At 57.2% G+C, this 22,227-nt stretch carries 18 protein-coding genes; 4 read left to right on the forward strand and 14 right to left on the reverse strand.

Features of this window, described 5'->3' with window-relative positions; all coding sequences use genetic code 11:
- Nucleotides 1-107: 107 nt before the first annotated feature.
- The 9 genes from AC6I6H_RS16015 to AC6I6H_RS16055 form a co-directional block, all read right to left on the reverse strand.
- Nucleotides 108-1,004, reverse strand: a complete 897-nt coding sequence (locus tag AC6I6H_RS16015) for a carbohydrate ABC transporter permease (protein WP_497955009.1) — start codon at nucleotides 1,002-1,004, stop codon at nucleotides 108-110.
- Nucleotides 1,005-1,054: 50 nt separating this feature from the next.
- Nucleotides 1,055-1,936, reverse strand: coding sequence for an ABC transporter permease (locus tag AC6I6H_RS16020; RefSeq protein WP_497955010.1), 882 nt, complete (start codon nucleotides 1,934-1,936; stop codon nucleotides 1,055-1,057).
- A gap of 257 nt (nucleotides 1,937-2,193) precedes the next feature.
- A complete protein-coding gene (locus tag AC6I6H_RS16025; protein ID WP_497954960.1) occupies nucleotides 2,194-3,711 on the reverse strand; it encodes an ABC transporter substrate-binding protein in 1,518 nt (505 codons plus the stop codon).
- Between the two features lie 175 nt (nucleotides 3,712-3,886).
- Complete coding sequence (locus tag AC6I6H_RS16030; protein ID WP_497954961.1) at nucleotides 3,887-5,410, reverse strand: response regulator transcription factor; 1,524 nt, start codon at nucleotides 5,408-5,410, stop codon at nucleotides 3,887-3,889.
- Nucleotides 5,388-7,217 (reverse strand): sensor histidine kinase, encoded by a 1,830-nt coding sequence (locus AC6I6H_RS16035; RefSeq protein ID WP_497954962.1) that lies wholly within the window; start codon nucleotides 7,215-7,217, stop codon nucleotides 5,388-5,390. Before AC6I6H_RS16035 ends, AC6I6H_RS16030 begins: the two co-directional genes overlap by 23 nt.
- 390 nt (nucleotides 7,218-7,607) lie before the next feature.
- Nucleotides 7,608-9,203, reverse strand: a complete 1,596-nt coding sequence (locus tag AC6I6H_RS16040; RefSeq protein WP_497954963.1) for a sensor domain-containing diguanylate cyclase — start codon at nucleotides 9,201-9,203, stop codon at nucleotides 7,608-7,610.
- A 142-nt stretch (nucleotides 9,204-9,345) separates the two neighbouring features.
- Nucleotides 9,346-10,467, reverse strand: coding sequence for a GerAB/ArcD/ProY family transporter (locus tag AC6I6H_RS16045; protein WP_497954964.1), 1,122 nt, complete (start codon nucleotides 10,465-10,467; stop codon nucleotides 9,346-9,348).
- A gap of 33 nt (nucleotides 10,468-10,500) precedes the next feature.
- Nucleotides 10,501-11,724 carry a Ger(x)C family spore germination protein gene (locus AC6I6H_RS16050; protein WP_497954965.1) on the reverse strand — a complete coding sequence of 408 codons (1,224 nt, stop codon included), beginning with the start codon at nucleotides 11,722-11,724 and terminating at the stop codon, nucleotides 10,501-10,503.
- Between the two features lie 22 nt (nucleotides 11,725-11,746).
- Nucleotides 11,747-13,336, reverse strand: a complete 1,590-nt coding sequence (locus tag AC6I6H_RS16055; protein ID WP_497954966.1) for a spore germination protein — start codon at nucleotides 13,334-13,336, stop codon at nucleotides 11,747-11,749.
- Nucleotides 13,337-13,512: 176 nt separating this feature from the next.
- Here AC6I6H_RS16055 and AC6I6H_RS16060 point away from each other — a divergent pair, with 176 nt between their 5' ends.
- The 3 genes from AC6I6H_RS16060 to AC6I6H_RS16070 are packed head-to-tail and all read left to right on the forward strand — an operon-like array spanning nucleotide 13,513 to nucleotide 14,603.
- Entirely contained in the window at nucleotides 13,513-13,743 is a 231-nt protein-coding gene (locus AC6I6H_RS16060; RefSeq protein ID WP_497954967.1) for a spore coat associated protein CotJA, read from the forward strand.
- Nucleotides 13,736-13,999: a spore coat protein CotJB gene (locus tag AC6I6H_RS16065; RefSeq protein WP_497954968.1), complete on the forward strand. Its 264-nt coding sequence runs from the start codon at nucleotides 13,736-13,738 to the stop codon at nucleotides 13,997-13,999. Before AC6I6H_RS16060 ends, AC6I6H_RS16065 begins: the two co-directional genes overlap by 8 nt.
- Before the next feature lie 34 nt (nucleotides 14,000-14,033).
- Nucleotides 14,034-14,603, forward strand: coding sequence for a manganese catalase family protein (locus AC6I6H_RS16070; RefSeq protein WP_497954969.1), 570 nt, complete (start codon nucleotides 14,034-14,036; stop codon nucleotides 14,601-14,603).
- 103 nt (nucleotides 14,604-14,706) lie between these two features.
- Here AC6I6H_RS16070 and ytvI read toward each other — a convergent pair whose 3' ends face one another.
- From ytvI to yfkAB, 3 genes are read right to left on the reverse strand one after another with little or no spacing between them, the layout of a single operon-like run.
- Nucleotides 14,707-15,726, reverse strand: a complete 1,020-nt coding sequence (ytvI, locus tag AC6I6H_RS16075; protein WP_497954970.1) for a sporulation integral membrane protein YtvI — start codon at nucleotides 15,724-15,726, stop codon at nucleotides 14,707-14,709.
- A 60-nt stretch (nucleotides 15,727-15,786) separates the two neighbouring features.
- Nucleotides 15,787-17,127 carry a hemolysin family protein gene (locus AC6I6H_RS16080; RefSeq protein WP_497954971.1) on the reverse strand — a complete coding sequence of 447 codons (1,341 nt, stop codon included), beginning with the start codon at nucleotides 17,125-17,127 and terminating at the stop codon, nucleotides 15,787-15,789.
- A gap of 45 nt (nucleotides 17,128-17,172) precedes the next feature.
- Nucleotides 17,173-18,300, reverse strand: coding sequence for a radical SAM/CxCxxxxC motif protein YfkAB (yfkAB, locus tag AC6I6H_RS16085; RefSeq protein WP_497955011.1), 1,128 nt, complete (start codon nucleotides 18,298-18,300; stop codon nucleotides 17,173-17,175).
- Nucleotides 18,301-18,469: 169 nt separating this feature from the next.
- Between yfkAB and AC6I6H_RS16090 the strand changes: the two genes are divergently transcribed.
- The gene (locus tag AC6I6H_RS16090) at nucleotides 18,470-20,122 is read left to right on the forward strand and encodes a sensor domain-containing diguanylate cyclase (protein ID WP_497954972.1); all 1,653 of its coding nucleotides are present in this window, start codon (nucleotides 18,470-18,472) and stop codon (nucleotides 20,120-20,122) included.
- 32 nt (nucleotides 20,123-20,154) lie between these two features.
- Here the strand turns inward: AC6I6H_RS16090 and AC6I6H_RS16095 are convergent, their stop codons facing one another.
- Together AC6I6H_RS16095 and AC6I6H_RS16100 are read right to left on the reverse strand one after the other, a co-directional pair.
- Nucleotides 20,155-21,270 carry an HD-GYP domain-containing protein gene (locus AC6I6H_RS16095; RefSeq protein WP_497954973.1) on the reverse strand — a complete coding sequence of 372 codons (1,116 nt, stop codon included), beginning with the start codon at nucleotides 21,268-21,270 and terminating at the stop codon, nucleotides 20,155-20,157.
- Between the two features lie 69 nt (nucleotides 21,271-21,339).
- Complete coding sequence (locus AC6I6H_RS16100; protein WP_497955012.1) at nucleotides 21,340-22,167, reverse strand: undecaprenyl-diphosphate phosphatase; 828 nt, start codon at nucleotides 22,165-22,167, stop codon at nucleotides 21,340-21,342.
- Between the last annotated feature and the right edge of the window lie 60 nt (nucleotides 22,168-22,227).

Below are 22,227 nucleotides of genomic sequence, written 5' to 3' on the forward strand. Positions count from 1 at the left end.
CCTTCAGTTCCAAATCCCCTCCGGCCCGGCTTCGCACGCGCGTTGTTAGTTCCCGCTTATCCGCTCCGCCAGGTTGGCGCGCGGCCAGTATGGTTTCTCGATCTCACTCACTCTTTTACGGCGCCGATGGTCAGGCCTTGAATGAAGTAACGCTGGAAGAACGGGTAAGCGAAGATAATCGGACCGGTCGCCAGCACGACCATCGCCATCCGGGCGGTGTCCTGCGGCATGTTCTGCATGGCGCCGAAGCCGAGCGGGCTGTTGGCGGCGTTCTGCATAATAAACTGCATGCTGGTCTCGATCCGCATCAGCATGGATTGCAGCGGAACCAGCTTCGGATCGTCGATGTACAGCAGCGCGTTGAACCAGTCGTTCCAGTACCCCAGCGTGCTGAAAAGGCCGATGGTGGCAAGACCGGGCAGGGAGAGCGGGAGCACGAGCCGGAAGAAAATGCCGAATTCGCCGGCGCCGTCGATCTTCCCGGATTCGATAATCGCGTCCGGTACGCTGGAATTGTAGAACGTCCGCAAAATCATAATGTAAAACGCCCCGACCGCCATGGGCAGGATCAGCGCCCAGATGGTGTCCTTCATGTGAAGCAGGCGGGTCACGACGATGTAGGTCGGAACCAGACCGCCGTTAAACAGCATCGTGAAGAAGGCGAGGAAGGAAAAGAACCCTCTGTATTTGAATGCCTTGCGGGAAATGGCGTACGAGTACAGTGAAATGACGGCAAGGCTGATGAGCGTCCCGATGACGGTTACGGCAATGGTTACCCCGTAAGCGCGCAGCAGGGCGTCGCCGGTCTGAAACACGTATTTGTAGCCTTCGAGGCTCCACTCCCGGGGGATCAGGCGGTAGCCGTCCGTCGCCAGCACCTTCTCATTGGTAAAGGAAATGATGACGACGAATGCGAACGGAAATACGCACATAAAGGCAAAAAGGCCGGCAAAGATGTTGAACAGCACGTTCCAGGTCGGGCTCAGTTGATGAAAGTCCCGCATTTTGGCTTTGCGCAAAGCAATCGCTCCTTTCCGAGATAGCCGGGCAGCTGTTAAAACAGCGCGTTATCCCGGTCGTATTTGCGCACGAGGGCGTTGGACGTGATAACCAGAATAAAGCCGACGACGGACTGGTAAAGCCCGGCTGCGGTGCTCATGCCGATTTCGCCGGTTGTCTTCAGGCCGCGGTAGACGTAGGTGTCGATAACGTTGGTCACCGAATACAGGGTGCCGGAGTCGCGGGGAACCTGATAGAACAGACCGAAGTCCGCGTAGAAAATTTTCCCGATGGCCAAGAGTGTCAAAATGGTGATCAGCGGGCGCAAGAGCGGAAGCGTGATGTTGCGGATTTGCTGCCATTTGTTGGCTCCGTCGATCATGGCCGCTTCGTACAGGGATTTGTCAAAGCCCGTGATGGAGGCCAGGTAGACGACGCTGTTGTAGCCGACCGATTTCCACAAGCCGACGAACACGATAATGAACGGCCAGTATTTGGGTTCGGAATACCAGGAGATCGGATCAACGCCAAATGTCTCCAGAATTTGGTTCAAGAGACCGCGGTCGCGGCTCAGGAAGCTGAACGTAAAATATCCGACGATAACCCAGGACAGAAAGTACGGCAGGAACATGCCGGTCTGATAGGCCTTCGCCAGCTTTTTGTTGACGATTTCGTGCAGCACGATCGCCATCACAATGGACAGCAGGGTGCCGAGAATGATGCTTACAAAGTTATAAAGGATGGTGTTCCGCGTAATGATGTACGCGGCGTCTGTCTTGAACAGGAACTCAAAGTTGTCGAATCCGACCCATTTGCTGTTGACGATGCTCGCCCAGAAGCCATCCTTGTTGAACCGGTATTGCTTGAACGCGATAACGGCCCCGAACATGGGCAAGTACGAGAAAATGATAAACCAGAGGGCTCCCGGCAGGACCATGAAAAGCAGTGCCTTGTTTTTGTTGAGATCTTTAAAAAACCCGCTGACTTTGCTCACTGTGGACCTCCTTTATGGGAACGGCGAGGATAAACGGAACCGTCCATCGCCGGACGGTGCCATTTATCAATCGCCGTTCATCCTGATCGGTATGCGGCTGCTCCCGCCCCGCCGCCGGGATTTCCGGCGGCCCGTCGGGGAAGGGGTGCCAGTGAAAAGCGCACCCGCCGGGTTCGACGGATGCGCTGAAAGATGCGAACTTACTTGCCGTTAGCTTCTCTCCATGCGTCGACTTGCTTCTGCGCTTCGGCGATCAGCGTGTCAAGACCGGCCGCTTTCAGCTTCTCGATCGCTTGCGGCAGGTATTCGTCGGGGTTGACGGTACCCGTCATCAGAGGAGCCCAGAACTCGGCTTTGGCGTTCTGCATAGCTGCAACTTCATTCGTGACGTTCGTCGTGTCGAAGTGGAAGCCAAGCAGCGGCGCTTCTTTGCCGGATTCGTTAAACTTCTTGAATTCGTCCCATTTGTTTTCCGGGTCGCCTTCGTTCAGGTAGTTGATCATGATGTTGCCAAGCGAGAAGGAAGGCATGTCATAGTTCTTCGACTCGGGCAGGTTTTTGATCATGTTGTCGCTGATCTTTTCGTAGTGCGTGCCTTCGATCCCGGAGTCAACCAGGTTGCGGAGGTACGGGTCCGTGTTCAGCAGGTTCAGGAACTTCATCGCTTCCTTCGGATGCTCGGAGTTCGCGGAGATCGCTTGCAGCGAGCCCATAACCGACCAGTTGAAGATGTACGGGTCGCCGGCCGGCGTCGAAACGATCGGGTAGCCAAGGCTGGTGGACCAGAGGTTATCGGCCAGCGGCTGCGTGGAGGCGCGGTCGACAAACCAGTTGCCGGATTTCATCAGGTCGTCGTTCGAAGAGGTGTTCGCCGCTTCGGGAGCGATGTAACCCGCTTTGTAGTACTTGTGCATCGTTTGGAGCGCTTGCTTCATTTCAGGCGTTTCCAGGATGTTGACGACTTTGTAATCGCCGTCGCCGACTTTGACGGCGAGCGGATCGCTTTGCATGATGTAGTCGTATTCGACCAGCGGCATGTGATCGCGGACGATGGCGAACGGCGTAACGTTCGGCTCGTTTTCCTTGATCGTCTTCAGGAGCGGCTCCAGGCTTTCCAGCGAGCGCACGCCCGAAATGTCAAGGTTGTATTTGTCAACCAGCGTTTTGTTGAAGCGCCATACTTCTTGCGCCGGCAGCTCTTTGTTGGCCGGAATGCCGTAGTTGTGGCCGTTCAGCTTGCTTCCTTCCAGGAAGGCCGGGTCGATTGCCGCAACGATGTCTTTTCCTTCGTTTTTCAGCAGTTCGTCCAGCTCGTAGAAGGCGCCTTTGCGGGCGTTTTGGATGTAGTCGAATGCCCAGGAGCAGGTGAACATAATGTCCATCGGTTCGCCGGAAGCGACCATGACTTGCATTTTCTGCGTGTAATCGCCGTAGTCGATCATCTTGATGTCAACCGTCACGCCGATTTTTTCAGCCGTGTACTTGTTGATTTCTTCCGTGACCAGTTCAAGGTCTTTTTGCGGAGCGCCGACCGTATACCAGATCAGGTTAACCGGTTCGCCGCTGGCCGCGCCGCCGTTGTCGGTTCCCGCTGCAGCGGATGCCGAAGGACTGGCGGAGCTTTCGGAGCTGCTTCCGCCGCCGCACGCCGTCAGTACAAGGACGAGACACATGAGCAGCAGACCTGTAACAGTAAAACGCTTTCTCTTGGTGTGCATTCATAAACCTCCCCTAAATTGTGTCACGAAACCGGACATGAGGCAGAAGCATTCTCGTTTGTAATCGGTTTCGCTGAATCTTCCTCTACTATAATTGTGAAACAAGGTTACAAATAGACGACAAATTAAATATGTCATGCACAAATTAAAGACAAAGGACGCCAGCGGATATCCGCTAAAGCATCCCTTTAAAATCGGTAGGCGTGATCCCTACATATTTTTTGAACTGGCGGTAAAAGTATCCCGTTTCCCAGTACCCGACCATCTTGGCGATTTCATGAACCTTCAGATTCGTGGTGCGGAGCAGCTCCTTGGATTTCTCGATGCGGTACCGGTTCATGTAGTCGTTGAACGTCTCCCGCGTTTCGCGATGGAACAGCTGGCCCAGATAGACAGGGTGAATGTTGTACTCTCCCCCAAGCTGTTTCAGCGACAGGTCGGTGTTGTAAGCCTCGTGAATATGATTCAAAACCTGCTGGATCACCGGGCTTTTGACGTCGGTTTCTAGCGACTCCACTGCCATATCCGCCGCCTCGAGCAAGGCTTCCCGCATGGCATAGGCATCCGGCGCCGCTCTCACCCGGTCGAAGCAGCTGCGGAATAGCTCCGGCTCCTCGGCCCGTTTGATCGCCTGCAGCTCCATTTTGAAGCGGATGACCAGCTCAAGGGCGATGCCGCGGACCCTTTCCTGCTGGACGGACACGCCTTCCGCCGCGGGAAAGCCGTCGAACAGGGCCGCCAGCTTCGCTTTCAGCCCCTCGCGGTCCTTGGCCAAAATCAGCTTTGCGTAGTCCTCCCATTCGAAAGGCTCCTCCAGCCTCAGCTCCTTTTCAGCCGGAAGCTCATCGTACGCCAGCACCCGCTTTTCGGGGTACAGAACGAAGTATTCCTGCGCTTTCCTTGCTTCCGAGTAGCTTCTTGGGGCTTCCCCCGGGTTGCGGACCGCGCCGCCAAGCCCGATCCGGACAGGCGTGAAGCCGGATAATCGGCCGGCGAACGCCTCCAGCGCCTCCACCGCCTTCCGCCGCCCCTCCAAAGGGTCGCGGAAGGACAGGATCAGCACGAAGCTCCCGTCCGGGTCCTGATAATACGCTGCCGCAGGACCGGCCGCCAGCTCCTTCTCCAGCGCCTGCTTTGCTCCGGACGTCTGGCGGTCGGGCCGCAATATCGCCGCCAGCACATACGGATGCGTCAGGTCGAGGCCGAGCAGCTCGGCGCGCTCGCTGAATTCTTTGGGCTGGATGCGTCCGGTCAGGTAGCGGTGCAGCGTGTTTTCTTTCAGCACCTCGGTTCCGTACGCCTGCAGCATCCGTTCCGTCCGGCCTTCCTCCAGCTTTTCGACCGCCGTCCGCAGCGTTGCCTTGAGCTCGGTAATATTGATCGGCTTTAGCAGGTAATTCTCAATGCCGAGCTTGAGTCCCGCCTTCAGGTAATCGAATTCGTTGTAGCCGCTCAGAATGATGACCTTGAGGTCGGGATTCAGCTTCCGTGCCTCCGCGATCAGCTCCAGGCCGTTCATCTGCGGCATGGAAATGTCCGTCATGAGAATGTCCACCGGCGTCTTTTCCAGGGCCGCCAGCGCGGCGGCGCCGTTGGCCGCCTGTCCGACGATCTCCAGCCCAAACGCGGACCAGTCGATCAAATCATACAGCCCTTCGAGAATGAAGGGCTCGTCGTCAACCTGAAAGATCTTGTACATGTTGCGCCTCCTCTGCGATGTCGGGGAACAGCACCGTCACGGCGGTCCCTTCCCCCGGCCGGCTTTCCACGGAAAGCCCGTAAGGCGCCCCGTACAGCAGCCGGAAACGTTCCTGAATGCTGCGCAGTCCGAAGGATTCGCGGCCGTCTTCCGGCCGGTGGATCGAATCCCGCACCTGCTCCAGCCGTTCCGGAGCAAAGCCGGCTCCGTTATCCGCCACTACGGCCCGGATGCCTTCCTCTGTCCGCTCCACGCGGATCACCACCCGGTTATCGGTCTGGTCCCGCTGCAAGCCGTGGACGATGTAATTCTCTACAATCGGCTGCAGCGACAGCTTCATCACCGTTATCCGGGCAAGCTCCGGCGGGCAGTCGATTTCATAGCGGAACTTGTCTTTATACCGGATGCGGAACAGCTCCAGGTACAGCCTGCAAGCCTCCAGTTCATCCTGCAGCCGGTAAACCGGCTTTTGATGGACAAAGCTTCGGAACAGGGCGGAGAGGCTGTAGATCATCTCCCCGACATCCTCCGCTCCCTGGGAAACCGCCCGCATGCGGATAACCTCAAGCGTATTGTAGAGAAAATGCGGATTGACCCTCGCCTGCAGCGCGGTCAGCTCCATCCGTTTTTCGCTCAGCTCTACCTTGAGCACCTTGTCGACATAATGGTTCAATTCCTCCAGCATGTCGTTAAAGCTCTTGGCGATCTGCCCCAGCTCGTCTTCCCTCTTGTCTTCAATGCGCACGGTCAGGTCTCCGCTCTTCACCTTGCGGGTAAACCGGATGATGCCGTTCGCCCGTTTGGCGAAATTCATGATAAACAGCGCAGGGATCACGATGGCTACCGCGATGCACAGACCGGCCAATATTCCGATGGTGTTGCGGATGCCCCGGTATTTCTTGGCCAGCTCTTCTTTCGGCACAATGCTCGCCACCGTAAACCCGCCCGGGTTGTTGGACAGCTTAGTGATGTACCGGTTGTTCACGGCCCTTTCGGAGGCGTACGAATTCAGCACCTCGTCGGCATACGGGTATTCCCGGTTATAATAGCGGCCCGCCGAATCGAAGACCACGTCCCCGTTTTCGTTCAGAACCACGAGGTCGCCCATCAGCTCCTTCCGGTACCCGCCAAGAACGTCCCAGATCGCGTCCGCGTCGAAATAGACGGCAAGGCGGCCGATCGGCTTCAGCGTCTGCTTGTTGGTGACCGGCACTTGAAACGAATAAAAACGGGCGTCGGTTTCGCGGATGGCGCGCGTGATCCAGACGTTCGGCAGGGCCAGCGTCTTGTCTTCCCGGTTCATCGCGTCGGGGATGAAGGAGTGGGCGGCGTTCGCCGGAACGAGCGTCAGCCGGTTGTTGCGGGAGAGATCGTATAAATACTGCTGCTCGGTGCTGTACAGGAGCAGATGCCGGAGAGACGGCTCGGCATCGATTTTGCGGCGGAAGTACATCATGAGGTCCGAAGAAGAAGTGTTGAGGCCGTTGAAGTACCGGTCCAGGCGGTTTCGGACGTAATCCGTATAGGAATTTTGCAAAAAAGCGGAAACGTTCCCCGCCAGCTCTTCGTCACGGTAAATATCCAAAACAAGATCCTGCGTATATTGATAGCGGTTTCCCAAATAAGCGTGCACGCTTTCGATTGCGCTCTTCTGATTGTCCAGCTCCCGCTGCACCACGGAATCCGCCATGCTGCGGTACATGAAGACGGAAATGGCGCTGACCGTGGCAATGGTAATCGCCGAAAAAAGCAAAATAATTTTGATGAACAGGTTGTTCTGAAAATAGTTCCTGTAAAACCGGATCATTGCCGCATGCCTCCCCCGGTGCCTTTCAAAATTATAGCATGGACGCCTTGACCTTTTGCAACCGGGAAAAAGGACCTTTGCCCGCAATATCCACCATCCCGCCAAAAATACGGCCTTTGCCTTGCTCGAACGACCCATACGGCCGAAGCGAGCGATCCATATATTATACTATCTTGTTGAAGGGGGTTGGATTCCATGAGCCGTAGAAAACCGAAGGTTATTCTGGTGAAAGCTCTGATCGTGGTCAAGAAGATCAAAAAACACCACCGCTAACCGCTCCCCTGCAAAAAAGGCTTGGCTGCGCCAAGCCTTTTTTGTGTGCCTTCCTTTTCCCCGATGTCCGGACAAGCCTTCATGGCAAGGTCCGGCGAGTCCGGCGGAGCGCAGGGACTACATCCCGCCCCGCTCACCCGGAGAGAAATCAGGCGGGTCGCCGTAAACGGTCGTGCGGTTGCGCCCGGCGCGTTTGGATTCGTACAAGGCTTCGTCCGCCCGGGCAAGCACTTCGTCGAGAGAGCCGTGCGCCGGATAACAGGCCGCTCCCAGCGATACGGTGATACGGATGCCCTCCGGGGCTTCGGCCGCTTCGATTCCCCGACGCAGCCGTTCCGCAATCCCTCTCGCTTCGTCGGGACCCGCATCCACTGCGATGCAGGCGAATTCCTCTCCGCCGTAACGGAAATACAGCTCCATTTCGTCCGCTTCCTTTTGGATGAGCTGGGCCACAAACTGCAGCACCTGATCGCCCTGCTGATGCCCGAACCGGTCGTTCACCTGCTTGAACCGGTCGACGTCCAGCAGAATCAGGGAGCAGACGCGCGTTTCCCGGGCCAGATCGGCCATCGTTTCATTAAACGACCGGCGGTTTTTCAGTCCCGTAAGACCGTCATGATAAGCATGCTGATGCAGCTGCCGCATAAAGCTCTCGTTGTGCTTTACCGCGGCCTCAAAGCTTTGATAAAGCACCTTGGTCTCATATGTTTTCCACCGGAGGCGGCGCAGCGGAACCTGTTTGCCGGGACGGTTCAGCGTCGACCGGTCGGCATATTCGGCCAGCGCCAGAAGCGGCTGGCCGATCCAGAAAGCCACCAGCCAGCCCGCCAATAGAGCCAGTCCCATAAAAGCCGCCGCTTGCCAGAGCAGCTGAGTGCGAAGCCGGCCGAGCGGACCGTTGATGATCGACGTCGGCGTTTGGGCGACAATGCCCCATTTATTCTGGCTGTCATAGGCGTATCCGGCAAAATAAGCCTCACCTTTTGTATTGACCACGCTTTGATAGCCGCTTCGGCCCGCCAACAATTCGGCTACGACGGCGTTCCGCGTGACATCCTCGCCGACCCGGTCGCGGTCGCGGTGAAAGATGTTCCGCCCCAGCGAATCCACGACATACACGTAAGAGCCGTTTCCGAAAAAATGCTTCTCCAGCAGCCGGTTCAAGGCATTTGCTTCCTGCAAATAAATCGTTCCGCCCACGTAACCCCTGTATTCGCCCGAGCTGCCAAACACGGGGGCGGTAATCAAAATGATCAGCCGGCCGGTCGTGGTCACAAACGGCGGGGAGATCGTCGGGCGTTTCGCTTCCATCGCGTCCAGCGCGGCTTTGGAAACGAGCCGGTCTCCAACGCGGATGCCGGTTCCGGAAGGCGCGATGCTGCGGACAACCCGGTTTTCGTCCACCCGAACCATGGAATTGAAATTTTCGTCGTTCTGCGCATACAAATCCCAGAATTCGGTGCTGGTCATCGGCTCGTCCCGTCCGGCGACGGATGCGATCGAAGCCACGTTGCTCGACATCGAGCCGACCAGCTCCTGGGTGTTGGCTTTCAGCTTCTGCGCATACTGGTAATTGTTAATCAGGTAGCTTTCGATCAAGGAGCTCCGGTTTGCCTTGTACGCTATGGCCTGGCTGAAGCCGACCGCAAGCAGCACAAACGAACCGATCAGGATAATGATGACCAGGCGAAGGGTCATGCCTTTTCTTTTCAAGGGGAACATTCCCATCCATCAAGTAATAAGTGAGGGTCTACCTTTCACTATAGCGGTTCTCTCCTCTCGAGAAAAGGAACTCGGCTCTTATTTTTAGAAAAATCAGACAATAATTCGGAAAAACCGTTACCTTCGTCTGCATTTAACCTGCGCCGGGTGAACCGGAGACGGTCTTTGGTCCTTTTTTCTTCCTTCTGAGCAGCATGACAAGCAGCAGCAGCGCGGGCAGAAGAAGCTGAAACACCGGGTAAACACGCGTAACCAGAAAGCCCAGTCCCAAGGTAACGAACTCGGTATATGTCGGCGGGAACAAGGCGGCCGTGTAAATGATCGCTCCGATCGGGAGGATCCAAACCTTAACCCGCAGCCCCGTGACCTGCCGCAAGCCGATCAAAGCACCCATATAAAACAGACAGAGCTTGCTCCCAAGCCCCAAAAACAAAATCATAACAAACAGCGCATCCGAGCGCTGGAACACCCGTGTGACCTGGATCAGCTGAACCACCTCCAGGATCGGATAGGTGCTGTTGGCCGCAAGCTTGGGCCCTAGTACAAGCACGCTGATTTCATTTATCACGGTAAGAAACAGCCCGATGCCCGCATAGGCGAGCATAACTGATCTGGCGAGGTTTCGCTTGGGCTCTGCCATTGAGAAAAACACCAGGAAAAGGACGGTTTGGCTGAACGGGAAGGACAACAGCTCCGGAATCGCCGCGTCAAACACGGGCTTTATGCCGTTTTCCAAAACCGGAAAAAAAAATTCCCAGTGAACCAGATTGGTTGCGGCCAAAAAGCCGAGCAGGATGACATAACCCAACATCATCGGCGGGAGCATGCTGACGATCGTCAAAATCATGTTTTCCGCCCCGTATCTCATGGTGTTTCCAATTACAACGATGACGATGAACATGATCATCATAATCGGTGTTCGGCTTAAAACCGTCAGGCTGGTGAGATCGCCGAAGTCCCGGAGATTGCGGGAAGCCTCCAAAAGAAAATAAGCGGCAAAGGCCAGACCGGCCAGGCTGCCCAGCGCCTTCCCCCAATAATGCCGGAAAAGCTCGAACAGGTTCTTTTCCGGGTCCAGCCGATGGATGAACAGGTACATCAACAGGGGCAAAAAACCGGCAGCCGCGCCGATCAGCATGGAAAGCCAGGCATCTCTTCCCGCTTTTGCTCCAAGTAAAAACAGGGTGGTGCTTCCGATTTCAAAGATAATCAGCGTCAAAACCAGATAGGAAACCCGAATCGGCACATTTTTCATTGCGGCGCTGCTCCTTTCCGGCCTCCGTCGGCTTCATTTCTCCTGCGTCATACTCTCGATCGATCTCATGATCAGGCCCGGCCGCTTGATGGTCGCCTTTACCTCCACATCGATATCCATGCGGCTTAGCTGATCTTGCCAACTGTTTTTGATTCGGCGCCAGTCGCGCGGAAACTTGCGGTGGAAGACATCGGCGAAACCGGCAATGTCCGCCTTCTGATTTTGGATGTAGTCCAAGGTTTTTTCGATATCGGCCTTGATGGTATTGGCAATGGACCGTTCCAGCACCTGGATTTCCTTCTCCTTGGACAGGTCGCCTTTTCCGGTCGCTTCCGTCAACACGACTTTGGCGTTTACCTGAATCCGGAGCCCGTAGCGGTCCCCGTTCTTTCTGGGAATTAGCTTGGTGGACGCCCTCATGACACGCGCGGAGGAGTAGAATCCATCGCTGCCGCCTGGAAAGGACAAAGCTGTTTCTTTCACATCCCCTCTGATCCAGGACAACCCCAGCCCCTCCTTCAGGCTCATCCAGCCGATCAGCTTTTCCTTCTGGAACACGGCAAGCTTGGTCAGCCGCAGTTTAAAAGAAGGCGAGGTTTCTTTGTTGATGTCCTGGGACTCAAGCTGCTTGGGCTCGCCTGCCAATTCGTCTCCCGCGACGGCAATCACCGGCAGCACAATAAAACCGCTGTCGGAGCTCAGATGAAGGGCAAAATCATGAATGTTCACATTCGGAAGCTTGGAGGTATTCCGGTGCTCTTGCCGCAAAATATCGGCGATGCTGACGCCCGGAATTTTTTCCGGCGGCAGCAGCTTGTTCAGGATATCCGTTGCGGTCCCTTCGGTCACCAGCAGCTGAACCGTTTCCCTGGCTTCCGGCTGCCGCAAGTACACATCGATGATTTCGCCGATGCCCTTACGCCCCACCTCTTCGCTAATGATCGCTACGTTGTTATGGGCGACAAACAATCGGCGGGGAAACTCCAGGTTGCTCAGGTTGTTTGCTTCAAAAATCGTTTTGGCTTTGGTCGTGTAGACATGCACCGCCGGCTGTGAACCTCCCGAGGAAACGGAGCCGGTCCCCGAAGACATGGCCGAGGGCACGATGACCTGATAGGTGACGGCCCAATTCCCCTCCTCCAGGTCAAAACCGGTTCCCGACGCAATCCCGAGCTCATTCAATTCGGTACGGTTCCAGCACCCGGTCACCAGGAGGCCCAAAACGACGGCTGGTACGACCCGCTTCCATTTCCCCATTCGCCCGCTGCTCCCTTCGTTTCTAGGATTTCGGTTTTTTCCTTCCCTGCCCGCTTCCCGTTCCGCCCCCCTGCCGCGTCCGGTTGTCGGCCGCCATGGTGATGGGACGCTTCCCCATTTTGGTCCAAGGCGCCCGATAGACAAAATCGCGGAAGGCGGATTTGTCGAAGGGAACCAGCGGCGTCAGATAAGGAACGCCAAAGCTGCGCAGGGCGATGAGGTGGACCAGAACGGGAATGATGCCCCCAAGCACGCCAAACAACCCGAGAGTTCCCGCCAGGATCATGAAGACAAACCGCAGAAGGCGAATGGCGGCGGCCATATTGATGGCGGGGATGACGAAGTTGGAAATGGCGGTGAAGGAAACCACAATGACCATCGCCGCCGAAACAAGCCCGGCTTGAACGGCCGCCTGCCCGAGCACCAAGGCGCCCACAATCGAAATAGCCGGGCCGATGGCCCTCGGCATGCGGACCCCCGCTTCCCGGATGACTTCAAAGGTAAACTCCATGATAAGCGCCTCCAGCACGGCCGGAAGCGGCGTTCCCTCCCGCTGCGCAGTCAAACTGATAAGCAGCGTCGTCGGCAGCATCTCCTGGTGAAAGGACGTAACCGCAATAAAGAGGGACGGCAGGAAGGTCGCCGACAACAAGGAAAGGATCCGGACCAGCCGCAAAAAGGTGGAAATGTCATACGCCTGGTAGTAGTCTTCGCTCGAAAAAAGAAATTTGAAAAAGGTCACCGGCGCCAACAGCACGAACGGTGTGCCGTCCACAAAGATGGCAACATTACCCTCCAAAATGCCGGAAGCCACCGCATCCGGCCGTTCGGTGTTAAAGAGCGTCGGAAACGGGGTATAGCCTTTGTCCCGCAGAAAGTCTTCCAGATAGCCGCTCTCCAGAATGCTGTCCGTTTCGATCGCCTTGAGCCGGGATTTGATTTCCTGGAGCACCTCGGGCTTCGCGATTCCGTCCAGGTAGGCAAGCGACACTTCCGTTTTGGTCAGCCGCCCGATGGTTTGCGTTTCGATCCGAAGCTTGGGCGCCTTGACCCTGCGCCGCAGCAGGGCGATGTTGGTCCCGATATTTTCCGTAAAGCCTTCCTTCGGCCCCCGAATAACCGTCTGCGAAGAGGGCTCTTCGATTGCTCTCTGTTCGCTGCCTTGCAGGGTAACGACAAAAGCGCCCTGCGTTCCGGTCAGCAATATGATAACCTGCCCATCCAAAATTTCCTTTAAAAGGGCCGATTCCGTATCCACGTAGCTCACCAGCGCGAAAGGAAGCCGTTCCATCAGCCGCTCGGACAAATTGGGCTCCTTTGGCACATCCGTGGTCATTTTTACCAAGGCGTTTAACAGCTCGGACAGCAGTTTGGCATCCACCATCCCTTTAAAGAAGCAGACGGCCGCACTGGACGATTCCCCCACTTCCCGAAAAAGAAAATCGGAGCTTTGGCCGAGCGTTGCACGCAAAAAATCCGCCGTGTCCGGGAGCCCGGCGCCAAGCCGGCCGTCCTGACCGCCGTTCTTCCGCCCGGCTTCTTCCTCTTGACGCTTTTTCTTGGCTTTTTCATTCCGTCCGGACGAAAGCATCTTTTTCAATAGCTCAAACATAGTTAAAGTCCCCTTTGGCGCAGATGCAGTAAGGATAAGTTTCCAACATTTCCAGCCTTTTATGCACATTCAATAAAGCCCTGAAAGAAGCTTTTTTTGCGCAAACCGGAAAGAATCCGCCGCCGCGTCATAAGGTAGAAATAGCACGCCCAGCAAATGTAAAGGAGGCTTATGCCGTGAGTAGTGTCCAATACCGCGCTTATGAGCCGTACATCGGACCGTTCGACCCTTGCCCCCCGATCCGGGTCAAAGTCTACAACACGCCGCCGCAGCTTTATCTGGGATTTCAGCCGATGAATTTGCCGCAATTCGACCCGCATACCGCGCTCCGTGCCGGAACACTTTGGCCTTGTCTGTACAGTCCGTACCCGCCGTTTTCCGGCAAGGAGGGAAAATCGCATGGCTAAGCAATACGACGCCCAATATTACCGGCTGCTGGAGGAGCTCCAGGCGGTGGACTTCGTTTTGGTCGAGCTGACCCTGTACCTGGACACCCATCCGCTGGATGCCGCAGCCATCCGCCAGTTCAATCAGTTCGCCACGCAGCGAGCGGAGCTGGCCGCAAGATATGTGGCGGCATATGGGCCGCTTATGCAGTTTGGGCATGATCCGAGCCGGGAGCCGTGGGACTGGGCGGAAGCTCCGTGGCCGTGGCAGGTCTAGACCGCCCGTAAAAGAAGGGAGGAATCAGGTCAACATGTGGATTTATGAGAAAAAGCTGCAGTATCCGGTCCGGGTAAGCAAATGCGACCCGCGCATGGCGAAGCTGCTTCTGGAGCAATACGGAGGGGCGGACGGCGAACTGGCCGCAGCGCTGCGTTATCTGAATCAGCGGTATACTATTCCGACCAAGGTTATTGGCGTCCTGAACGACATCGGAACAGAAGAATTCGCCCATCTGGAGATGATTGCCACGATGGTGTATAAGCTGATGAAAGATGCAACGCCTGAACAAATCAAGGCGGCTGGTCTCGATCCGTATTACGTCAATCACGACAAAGCGCTTTTTTACGAAAACGCCGCAGGCGTCCCGTGGACGGCGACGTACATACAGGCAAAAGGCGACCCGATCACCGATCTGTACGAGGATATCGCCGCCGAAGAAAAGGCCCGGGCGACGTATCAATGGCTCATCGACATGACGGACGACCCCGATCTTCAGGATGGATTGAAGTTTTTGCGCGAAAGAGAAATCGTGCATTCCCAGCGGTTCCGCGAAGCGGTGGAAATTCTCAAGACGGAACGAGAAGCCCAAAAGGTGTTCTGAAGCGACGATATCTGCCCGCATATACAACAAAGAACCTTCAACTCCGCTTCGGCGGCAGATGAAGGTTCTTTCGCATGCCAATCCGCGTTGGCAGAAAGGCCGTTCAATCGATCTTGATTCTGATGTTCAGCAGGCCGACCGCCCGCATGGACTTGATGATGATCACCACAAGCGGGCCCAGGAAAAGACCCGCGATGCCGATCAGCTTGAGGCCGACGAACAGGCTGACGAGCGCCGGGAGAGCCCCGATGCCGATGGCGTTGCCAATGACCTTCGGCTCTACCACCCGCCGGGTGACCAGCGTTACGATGTAGACGATAATCAGGCCGATGCCCATAAAGCTGTTCCCGGTAACAAGCTCGTACACCGCCCACGGAATCAGCACCGAGCCGGTGCCGAGAATCGGAAACACGTCGACCACCGTGACCAGGAAAGCCAGCGCCAGCTCGTATCCCGTATTCAGGATCAGGAAACCGGCCAGAAGCAGCACGAACATGATGAGGCTCATGATCAGCTGCGCCACGATAAACCCGTTAATCGCCTTGCGCAGCGTAATCAGGACGGAATCCATCTTGGCGGCCGTCGTTTCCTCAAATAAGGAGAGGAACGCCTTCTTCAGCTCGGGCAGGGTCATCGAGATCAGGAACAGGGCGAGCAGAAACACGATGGACGACAAAAAGAAATTTGGAATCGTGGCGGCCAGGGAGAGGACATAAGTGGAGAGTCCCGATAAAGCGCCCGTCAAAGACCGCATCACGGTGCCCAGCCCCTCGCGGATGGACGCCGAGAGCGCGGGCGAAAACGAATTGAGAATGCCTTCGGAGGTATCCGTCACCTGATTGATGACCTCGTCCATATCCACGGTCTTGGCGAAATCCACCGCTTCGTTTACGATTTTGTTGCCGACCCCGTAAATCAGAAGGAACAGGAGAAGGGTGAATAAAATACAAACGAGCGTTGACGCCACCTTGCGTGAAACCCGGTTGTATTTCATGATCATCCGCACCAGGGGCTCGAGCAGAATCGCAACCAGAAGAGCGGCGAGGAACGGCGCTCCGTAATGGAAAACCGCGTAAAGCGCCAGCGCGGCGACCAAACCCATAACGACCGTTTTCATAGACATGGCAGGACTCCTTTGGCAGGGGTATCGTAACGTTCGGCTTTTCCGCTTTCCTTGAGACGCTTAGTCGCTCTCGGAAGCGGCCTCTTGCGCGGCGGGCGGATCGTAGATCGTCACCCGCATGATCCGGAACCGGTCGGTCTCCTCCACCTCGAACAAGCGGTTTGCATATTCGAACCGCATGCCGGGCGCCGGAATGCCTTCGAGCATCTTGAAGAGCCAGCCGCCGATGGAATCGACATCCTCATCGTCGATCGCCAGGCCGATTACATGCTCCAGCTCCTCCAGGAGCACCCGGCCGTCAACGGACAGCCGGCCCTCCAGCCGCTCGATCTCGGGGCGCTCGTCCAGATCGAATTCATCCTGAATGTCGCCGACGATTTCCTCCAGAATCCCTTCCGCCGTCAGCATTCCCGCAGTTCCGCCGTATTCGTCGACCACTATGGCAAGCTGCGAATGCCGTTTTTGCATCAGCTGGAGCACCCGGCTCAGCTCCATCGATTCCGGCACGGTCAGCACCGGGCGGATGAAGTTGCGCAGCTGCGCCAGCTTTTCAGGCGGGGCCGTCAAAATATCGGTGATGTGCGCAAATCCGATGATGCGGTCCTTCTCTTCGACCGCCACGGGATAGCGGGTATGCTTGGTTTCGTACACAATCTTCAGGTTTTCCTCCATGGGAAGATCGGTGTACAGGCACTCCATGTCGGTGCGGGGCAGCATCACTTCCCGGGCAACCCGGTCCGAGAACTCGAAAATGTTGTCAAACAATCTCAGCTCGTCCTTGTTAATGTGCCCGCTTTTGGCGCTTTGCCCGAGCAGGATACGGATTTCCTCCTCCGTATGCGCTTCATGCTCCGACGCCTGCCGGACGCCGATCAGCTTCAGCACGCGGTTGGACGCCGCGTTCAGCACCCAGATAAACGGCTTGAAGATTCGCGTGAACGCGACCAGAATGCCGGATACCCAAAGCGACGTTCCTTCGGCCCGCTGAATGGCCAGGTTTTTGGGGGCCTGCTCGCCAAGCACGATATGAAGAAAGGTAATGGTGGCAAAGGTCAGCAGGAACGAGAGCACATGGGCCAGCGTCGAGTTCTCGATATGTACGGCCGCAAGAAGCGGCTCGAAAATCAGCTCGGCGATCGCCGGCTCCCCGACATAGCCGATGCCGAGCGAAGCCAGCGTAATTCCGAGCTGCGAAGCGGAGAGGTAATAGTCCAGCCGGCTTGTCACCGCCAGCGCATGCTTGGCGTTGGCGCGGCCTTCGCCGGCCAGCTCTTGCAGCCTTGTCTGCCGGATCTTGACCAGCGCGAATTCCGCAGCCACAAAAAAAGCGTTGATTCCGACCAGAATCAGGACCAGAAACAGATTCAGTCCGATTTTTCCCCACTGTAAATGTATGCTCATGCACCATTCTCCTTGCGTACTCAATGGAAAGAAAGATGGTTTCTTTTACCCCCGATTCGCAAGAACTGAATCGGGTGCGGCGGCTGGAGCCGACCGCTTCGTAAAATCCGTGTCCGGGTAGTACATCCGGGATACGAGCAAATTGGGGCCGCAGCAGGCCGCCTGCGGACAGTGGCAGCTTACCGACCGGGCAAGCGGATGGTCCAGCCAGCGCCCGAACACATCGTCAAGCCGGTCCGTCCGGATGTTGCCGAGCGGCGGAACGTCGGCGAAATCCGTCACCCGCACATCGCCCGTAAACAGACTGACGTTCAGCCGGTTGCGCCCGTCCGGGTCGTTGCGGACCGTCACGTTCGGCTCGCCGGCCAGCCTGCGGATCAGACGCAAGTCTTCCTTGGCGTCGCCGCAAGCAAAAAACGGCAGCGTGCCGAACAGCATCCAAAGCTCCGGCTGGCGGGCGTCCAGCAGCCGGTGGATCGACGCGCGAAGCTGATCCAGCGGCAGCTGGGGAAGGCTCGCGGCAAACGCGCTCGGGTACATGGGATGAACCTCATGCCGTTTGCAGCCGATCTCCGTCACGAGGCGGTGAATGTCCGGCATCCGGTCGTGCGTCCGGTAGTTGATCATCGTCTCGGCGGAAACAAACAGTCCGCCTTCGCTCAGCTTGCGCGCGTTGTCCAGCATCCGCCCGTACAGCCGGTCCGCCGTCTCGCGGCTGGTCGTCCGGCCCGTATGCGCAAAGCCGACCGCGTGAAAATCCTCCGGCCCTGTATAGTTAAAGGTAATGTGCATGACGTCCAGATACGGCGCCATCAGCTCGTACCGCTCCAGGCCGAGGGTCAGGTTCGAATTCAGCTGTGTCCGTACGCCGCGTTCCCGCGCATATTTTAGCAGAGGCACGATCGTTTCCCGAACCGTCGTCTCGCTGAAGGACGGCTCTCCCCCGGTCAGGCTGATTGTCTCCAGGTGCTCCACTTCGTCCAGACGCCGCAAAATGCCGGCAAGCGGCAGTTTGGCCTCTTCCTTCATGGTTAATGCATCGCCTACCGCGCAGTGCTCGCAGCGCATGTTGCATAAATTCGTAACCGTCATCTCCACGCTGGTCAGCACGTGCCGACCGTGCCGCTTCAAGGATAGGATCGGGTCCCACGGGTCCCATTCCGGGCTCATCATCGGCAGCGACAAAGGGTATTCCTCCTCCAAAAGGTGATTCTATCATTGTAGCTCACTTTGCGCGGAAAGGAAAACCGCAAAAAGCCGGAGCAAATAGGCCGTTCGGTCCTCTTGGGGGCCTTCGAACGAAGGTATAATAGGCTCAGACTAACTTACCTGGAGAGACATCATGCCCCTCACCCTGCGTTCCATCTTCGCTTTGCTTTTGGCCTCCTTCACTTTTCTGCTGACCGCCATTCTGACCGGCATCGTCGGCCGGGAATCGGCCCGGCAGGTGGAAACCTCCATTGGCGACTCCTTATCCCAGTTATCCTATCACATGTCGGACAAGCTGGATCATTTCATGTGGGCCCGCAACGAAGAAGCGAAAATTTTTGCCCGGCAGCTGGAACAGGCTCCCGAAGTTCCGCTGCGGGACAGGCGTAGCTTTCTCGAGAACATCAACCGCTCCATTCCGGCATTCACCTGGATCGGTCTGCTGGATGCGCAGGGCGTTGTGGCCGCTTCCACGGGCGGCATTCTGACCGGGCAGGATATCTCGGCCCGTCCCGTTTACACCGAAGCTTTGCATAAACCGTTTATCGGAGACGTGCACGAAGCCGTTTTGCTGGCCAAACTCCTGCCGAATCCGAGCGGCGAGCCGCTCCAGTTCGTTGACATCAGCCTGCCGATGCGGAACAAAGACGGCAGCCTGGCCGGCGTATTTGCCGCGCATCTCAGCTGGGAGTGGTCCCGCGAGGTCGAAAAGTCGCTGCTGAAGCCCCTTCAGGATAAAGGCGGACAAACCGAGGTGCTCATCGTCAGCCAAAAGGAAGACACCGTGCTGCTGGGCCCGAAGGACCTGCTTTACAAGCCCCTGCGCATGGAGAGCATCCGGCGCGCCCGAAGCGGAGGCAACGACTGGATGACGGAAACCTATCCCGACGGCAAAGCCTACCTGACCGGCTATATTCAATCGCACGGCTATGAAGCTTACCCGGGCTTGGGCTGGACCATCCTGGTGCGCCAGCCGGTGGAAACGGCGTTCGCGTCGGTGCAGCGGCTGCGGACCACCATCATCGCCAGCGGCTCGGCGATTTCGCTCCTTTTTGCCGTCATCGGGGCGCTTGCGGCGGGCTGGATTTCTCGTCCGCTTCGGCTTCTTGCGCGGGCCGCAGACCGGCTCCGGCTGGGCGAAAAAGTCCACCTCCCTTCGTTCTCCCACATCCGGGAAATGAAGCTGCTGTCTTCGTCGCTCCGCAATCTGGTGGACAACCTGAGCCTTACCGAATCGAAGCTCGGGGAAATGGCCGACCTGGCGCTGCACGACAGGTTGACCGGACTGGCCAACCGGATCGCGCTGGACCAGTTCCTGAGCGAGGCGAGCCAGCAGAAGGGACGAGCCGGGCGGCGTCACCACCTCGCCATTTTGTACCTCGACCTCGACGGCTTCAAAGGCATCAACGACAGCCTCGGCCATGCGGCCGGCGACCGGCTGCTGGAGCAAACCGCGCGCCGGCTGAATTCTTGCATCCTCGAGCATGACCTGGCGGCGCGGATCGGCGGAGACGAATTCGTGGTGGTGCTCCGGACGACGCCGGGCGCGAGCAAGCGTGAAGCCCGGCTGGCGGGCGAACGGATTCTGTTTGCACTGAGCCAGCCTTACCGGATCGAGGACCGGATGCTCTCGATCGGCTGCAGCATCGGGGCCGCCCTCTGGCCCACCGACAGCGCCGAACCGACAGAGGCGATCCGGCTCGCGGACGAAGCGTTGTACGCCTCGAAGCGTGCCGGCAAAAACCGGGTGACCCTGGCCTCCGACCTCCACCGGAGCGAAGCATAACAAAGAAAAGGCCGGTTCGATGAACCGGTCTTTTACACGTAATATTGCGATTCCTTGGTGAGGCTCCGGTTGATGTCCGAAACCATGGTGGACAGCTGCTTGGACAGATCGACGTCATACGGGCTATGAAGCGGAACGCCGTCCCGTTCGAAGATCCGGACGATCGGCCGATGCGGAATGTCCGCGTTCAGGTCGACCACCACACCCGTTTCCCCGGTAGAAAGCCTCAGCTCGATGCCCAGCGGATAAATGGCGATTTTGTCGCGGAAGCGCGCCAGCTTGTCCCGGTCGAACAACTCCCCCGAGCCCGCGTACAGGGCCTCAACCGCCTTGTGCGGCAGCATGGCGGGCCGGTACACCCGGTGCGAGGTCATCGCGTCGAACACATCGGCGATGCCAGTCCATTGGGCGAATTCGTGAATTTCTCCATTTTTCAAACCGCGCGGATACCCGGTTCCGTTGATCCGCTCATGATGCTGAAACGCGCAGTGCGCCGACAGAAGCGGAATGCCGTCCATCCCCCGCAGAATGTCGAAGCCGAATTCGGGGTGTTTCTTGACCTCCTCGTATTCGTCCGGGTCCAGCTTGCCCGGCTTCATCAGCACCTCCTGCCGGACTTTGGTTTTGCCGATGTCGTGCATGAGGGCGCCCAGGCTCAGCATATACAGATCGTTCCGGTTATAGCCGCAGCTCAGGCCAAGCTGCGTCGCGTACAGGCAGACGTTCAGGGAATGCTGGTACAAATAGAAATCCGATATTTGCATGTCGCCAAGCATAATCATCGCCTGCTTGGTGCTGAGCAGCTCGTCGATCAGGCCGTTGATCAGAGGCCGAAACGACTCGGCCAAATCGGGCGGATGCAAAAACTTTGTGGTCCGGAGCGACCCCGACATCAGCTTGCGGAATTCGGAGCGGATCGTTTTGGTTGCCTGAATCCGCATTTCATCGCTGATCGCTCCGACAATTTGCACATCCTCCGTCAGCGGGTCCTCCACGGTAATATACACAACGCCGTATTCCTCCAGCCGGGTCAGCAGCCGGGGAGTCAGCTCCACTCCTTTGCCAAGCAGCACATGGCCTTCATCATTGTAAATCGATTTTCCGAGCTTTTGGCCGGGAGCGCAATGCCGCACAGGCAGGAGCCGCATGTTTTTCACAATCCTTTTGCATGAGATGAGAATGAAGAAGCTGCAGGGATAAAGCCGGGAACGGTGCCGTCAGAATCCCACGGTTACCATATAGATCAGAACAACGGCCGCCAGCAAAAAGCGGTAATACGAGAAATAAGTCAGCTTCAGGCGGGACACCAGCTTGATGAAGGTCGAGACCGCAAGCAGCGCCACCACGAAGGAAACGACAAATCCGACCGCAAAAGGCAGGATATCGTCGCGCGTAAACGTGTCCAGGCTCTTGATCAGGTCAAGACCGGTGGCGGCGGCCATAATCGGGATGGCCATCAGAAAGGTGAAATCCGCGGATGCTCCGCGGGAAGCGCCGGTCAGCATGCCGGCGGCGATGGTCGAGCCGGAACGCGAAAAGCCCGGCCAGAGCGACAGGATTTGCGCCACGCCGATGTACAGGCACTGCCGGTACGTCAAATCGTCCATGGTGGGCGCGGTTTCGCGCGGGCTTTGCTTTTCGCCGATGATCATGAAAATCCCCCCGGCCACGAGGCCGATCACGACCGTTTCCGGCATAAAAAGCAGCTTGATGGCGTCGTGAAAGACGAATCCGAGCAGGGAAGCGGGCAAAATGCCGATCAGAATATGCAGCAGGTTTAAGCCGCCGCGCGGATGAACCGTTCCCGCCGCGACTGCGGGCGTTTTTTCCCGAATGCCGAGCAGGCGAAGGCAGCGGCGCCAGTAAAGCACAACAACCGACAAAATGGCGCCGAGCTGGATGACGACCTCGAACGTCTCCGCCTTCGGGCCCGTAAACCCGATGGCGCTTCCGGCGAGAATCATGTGGCCGGTGGAGGACACCGGCAAAAACTCGGTAAGGCCCTCTACGATGCCGATCACAACGGCTTTCCAGACATCAAGCATATACGTCTCTTCTTTCTCCATGTGAAATGTGCGGCTCACCGGGCCAACTGCCCGCGCCGC

This window comes from Gorillibacterium sp. sgz306347, from assembly GCF_059735245.1.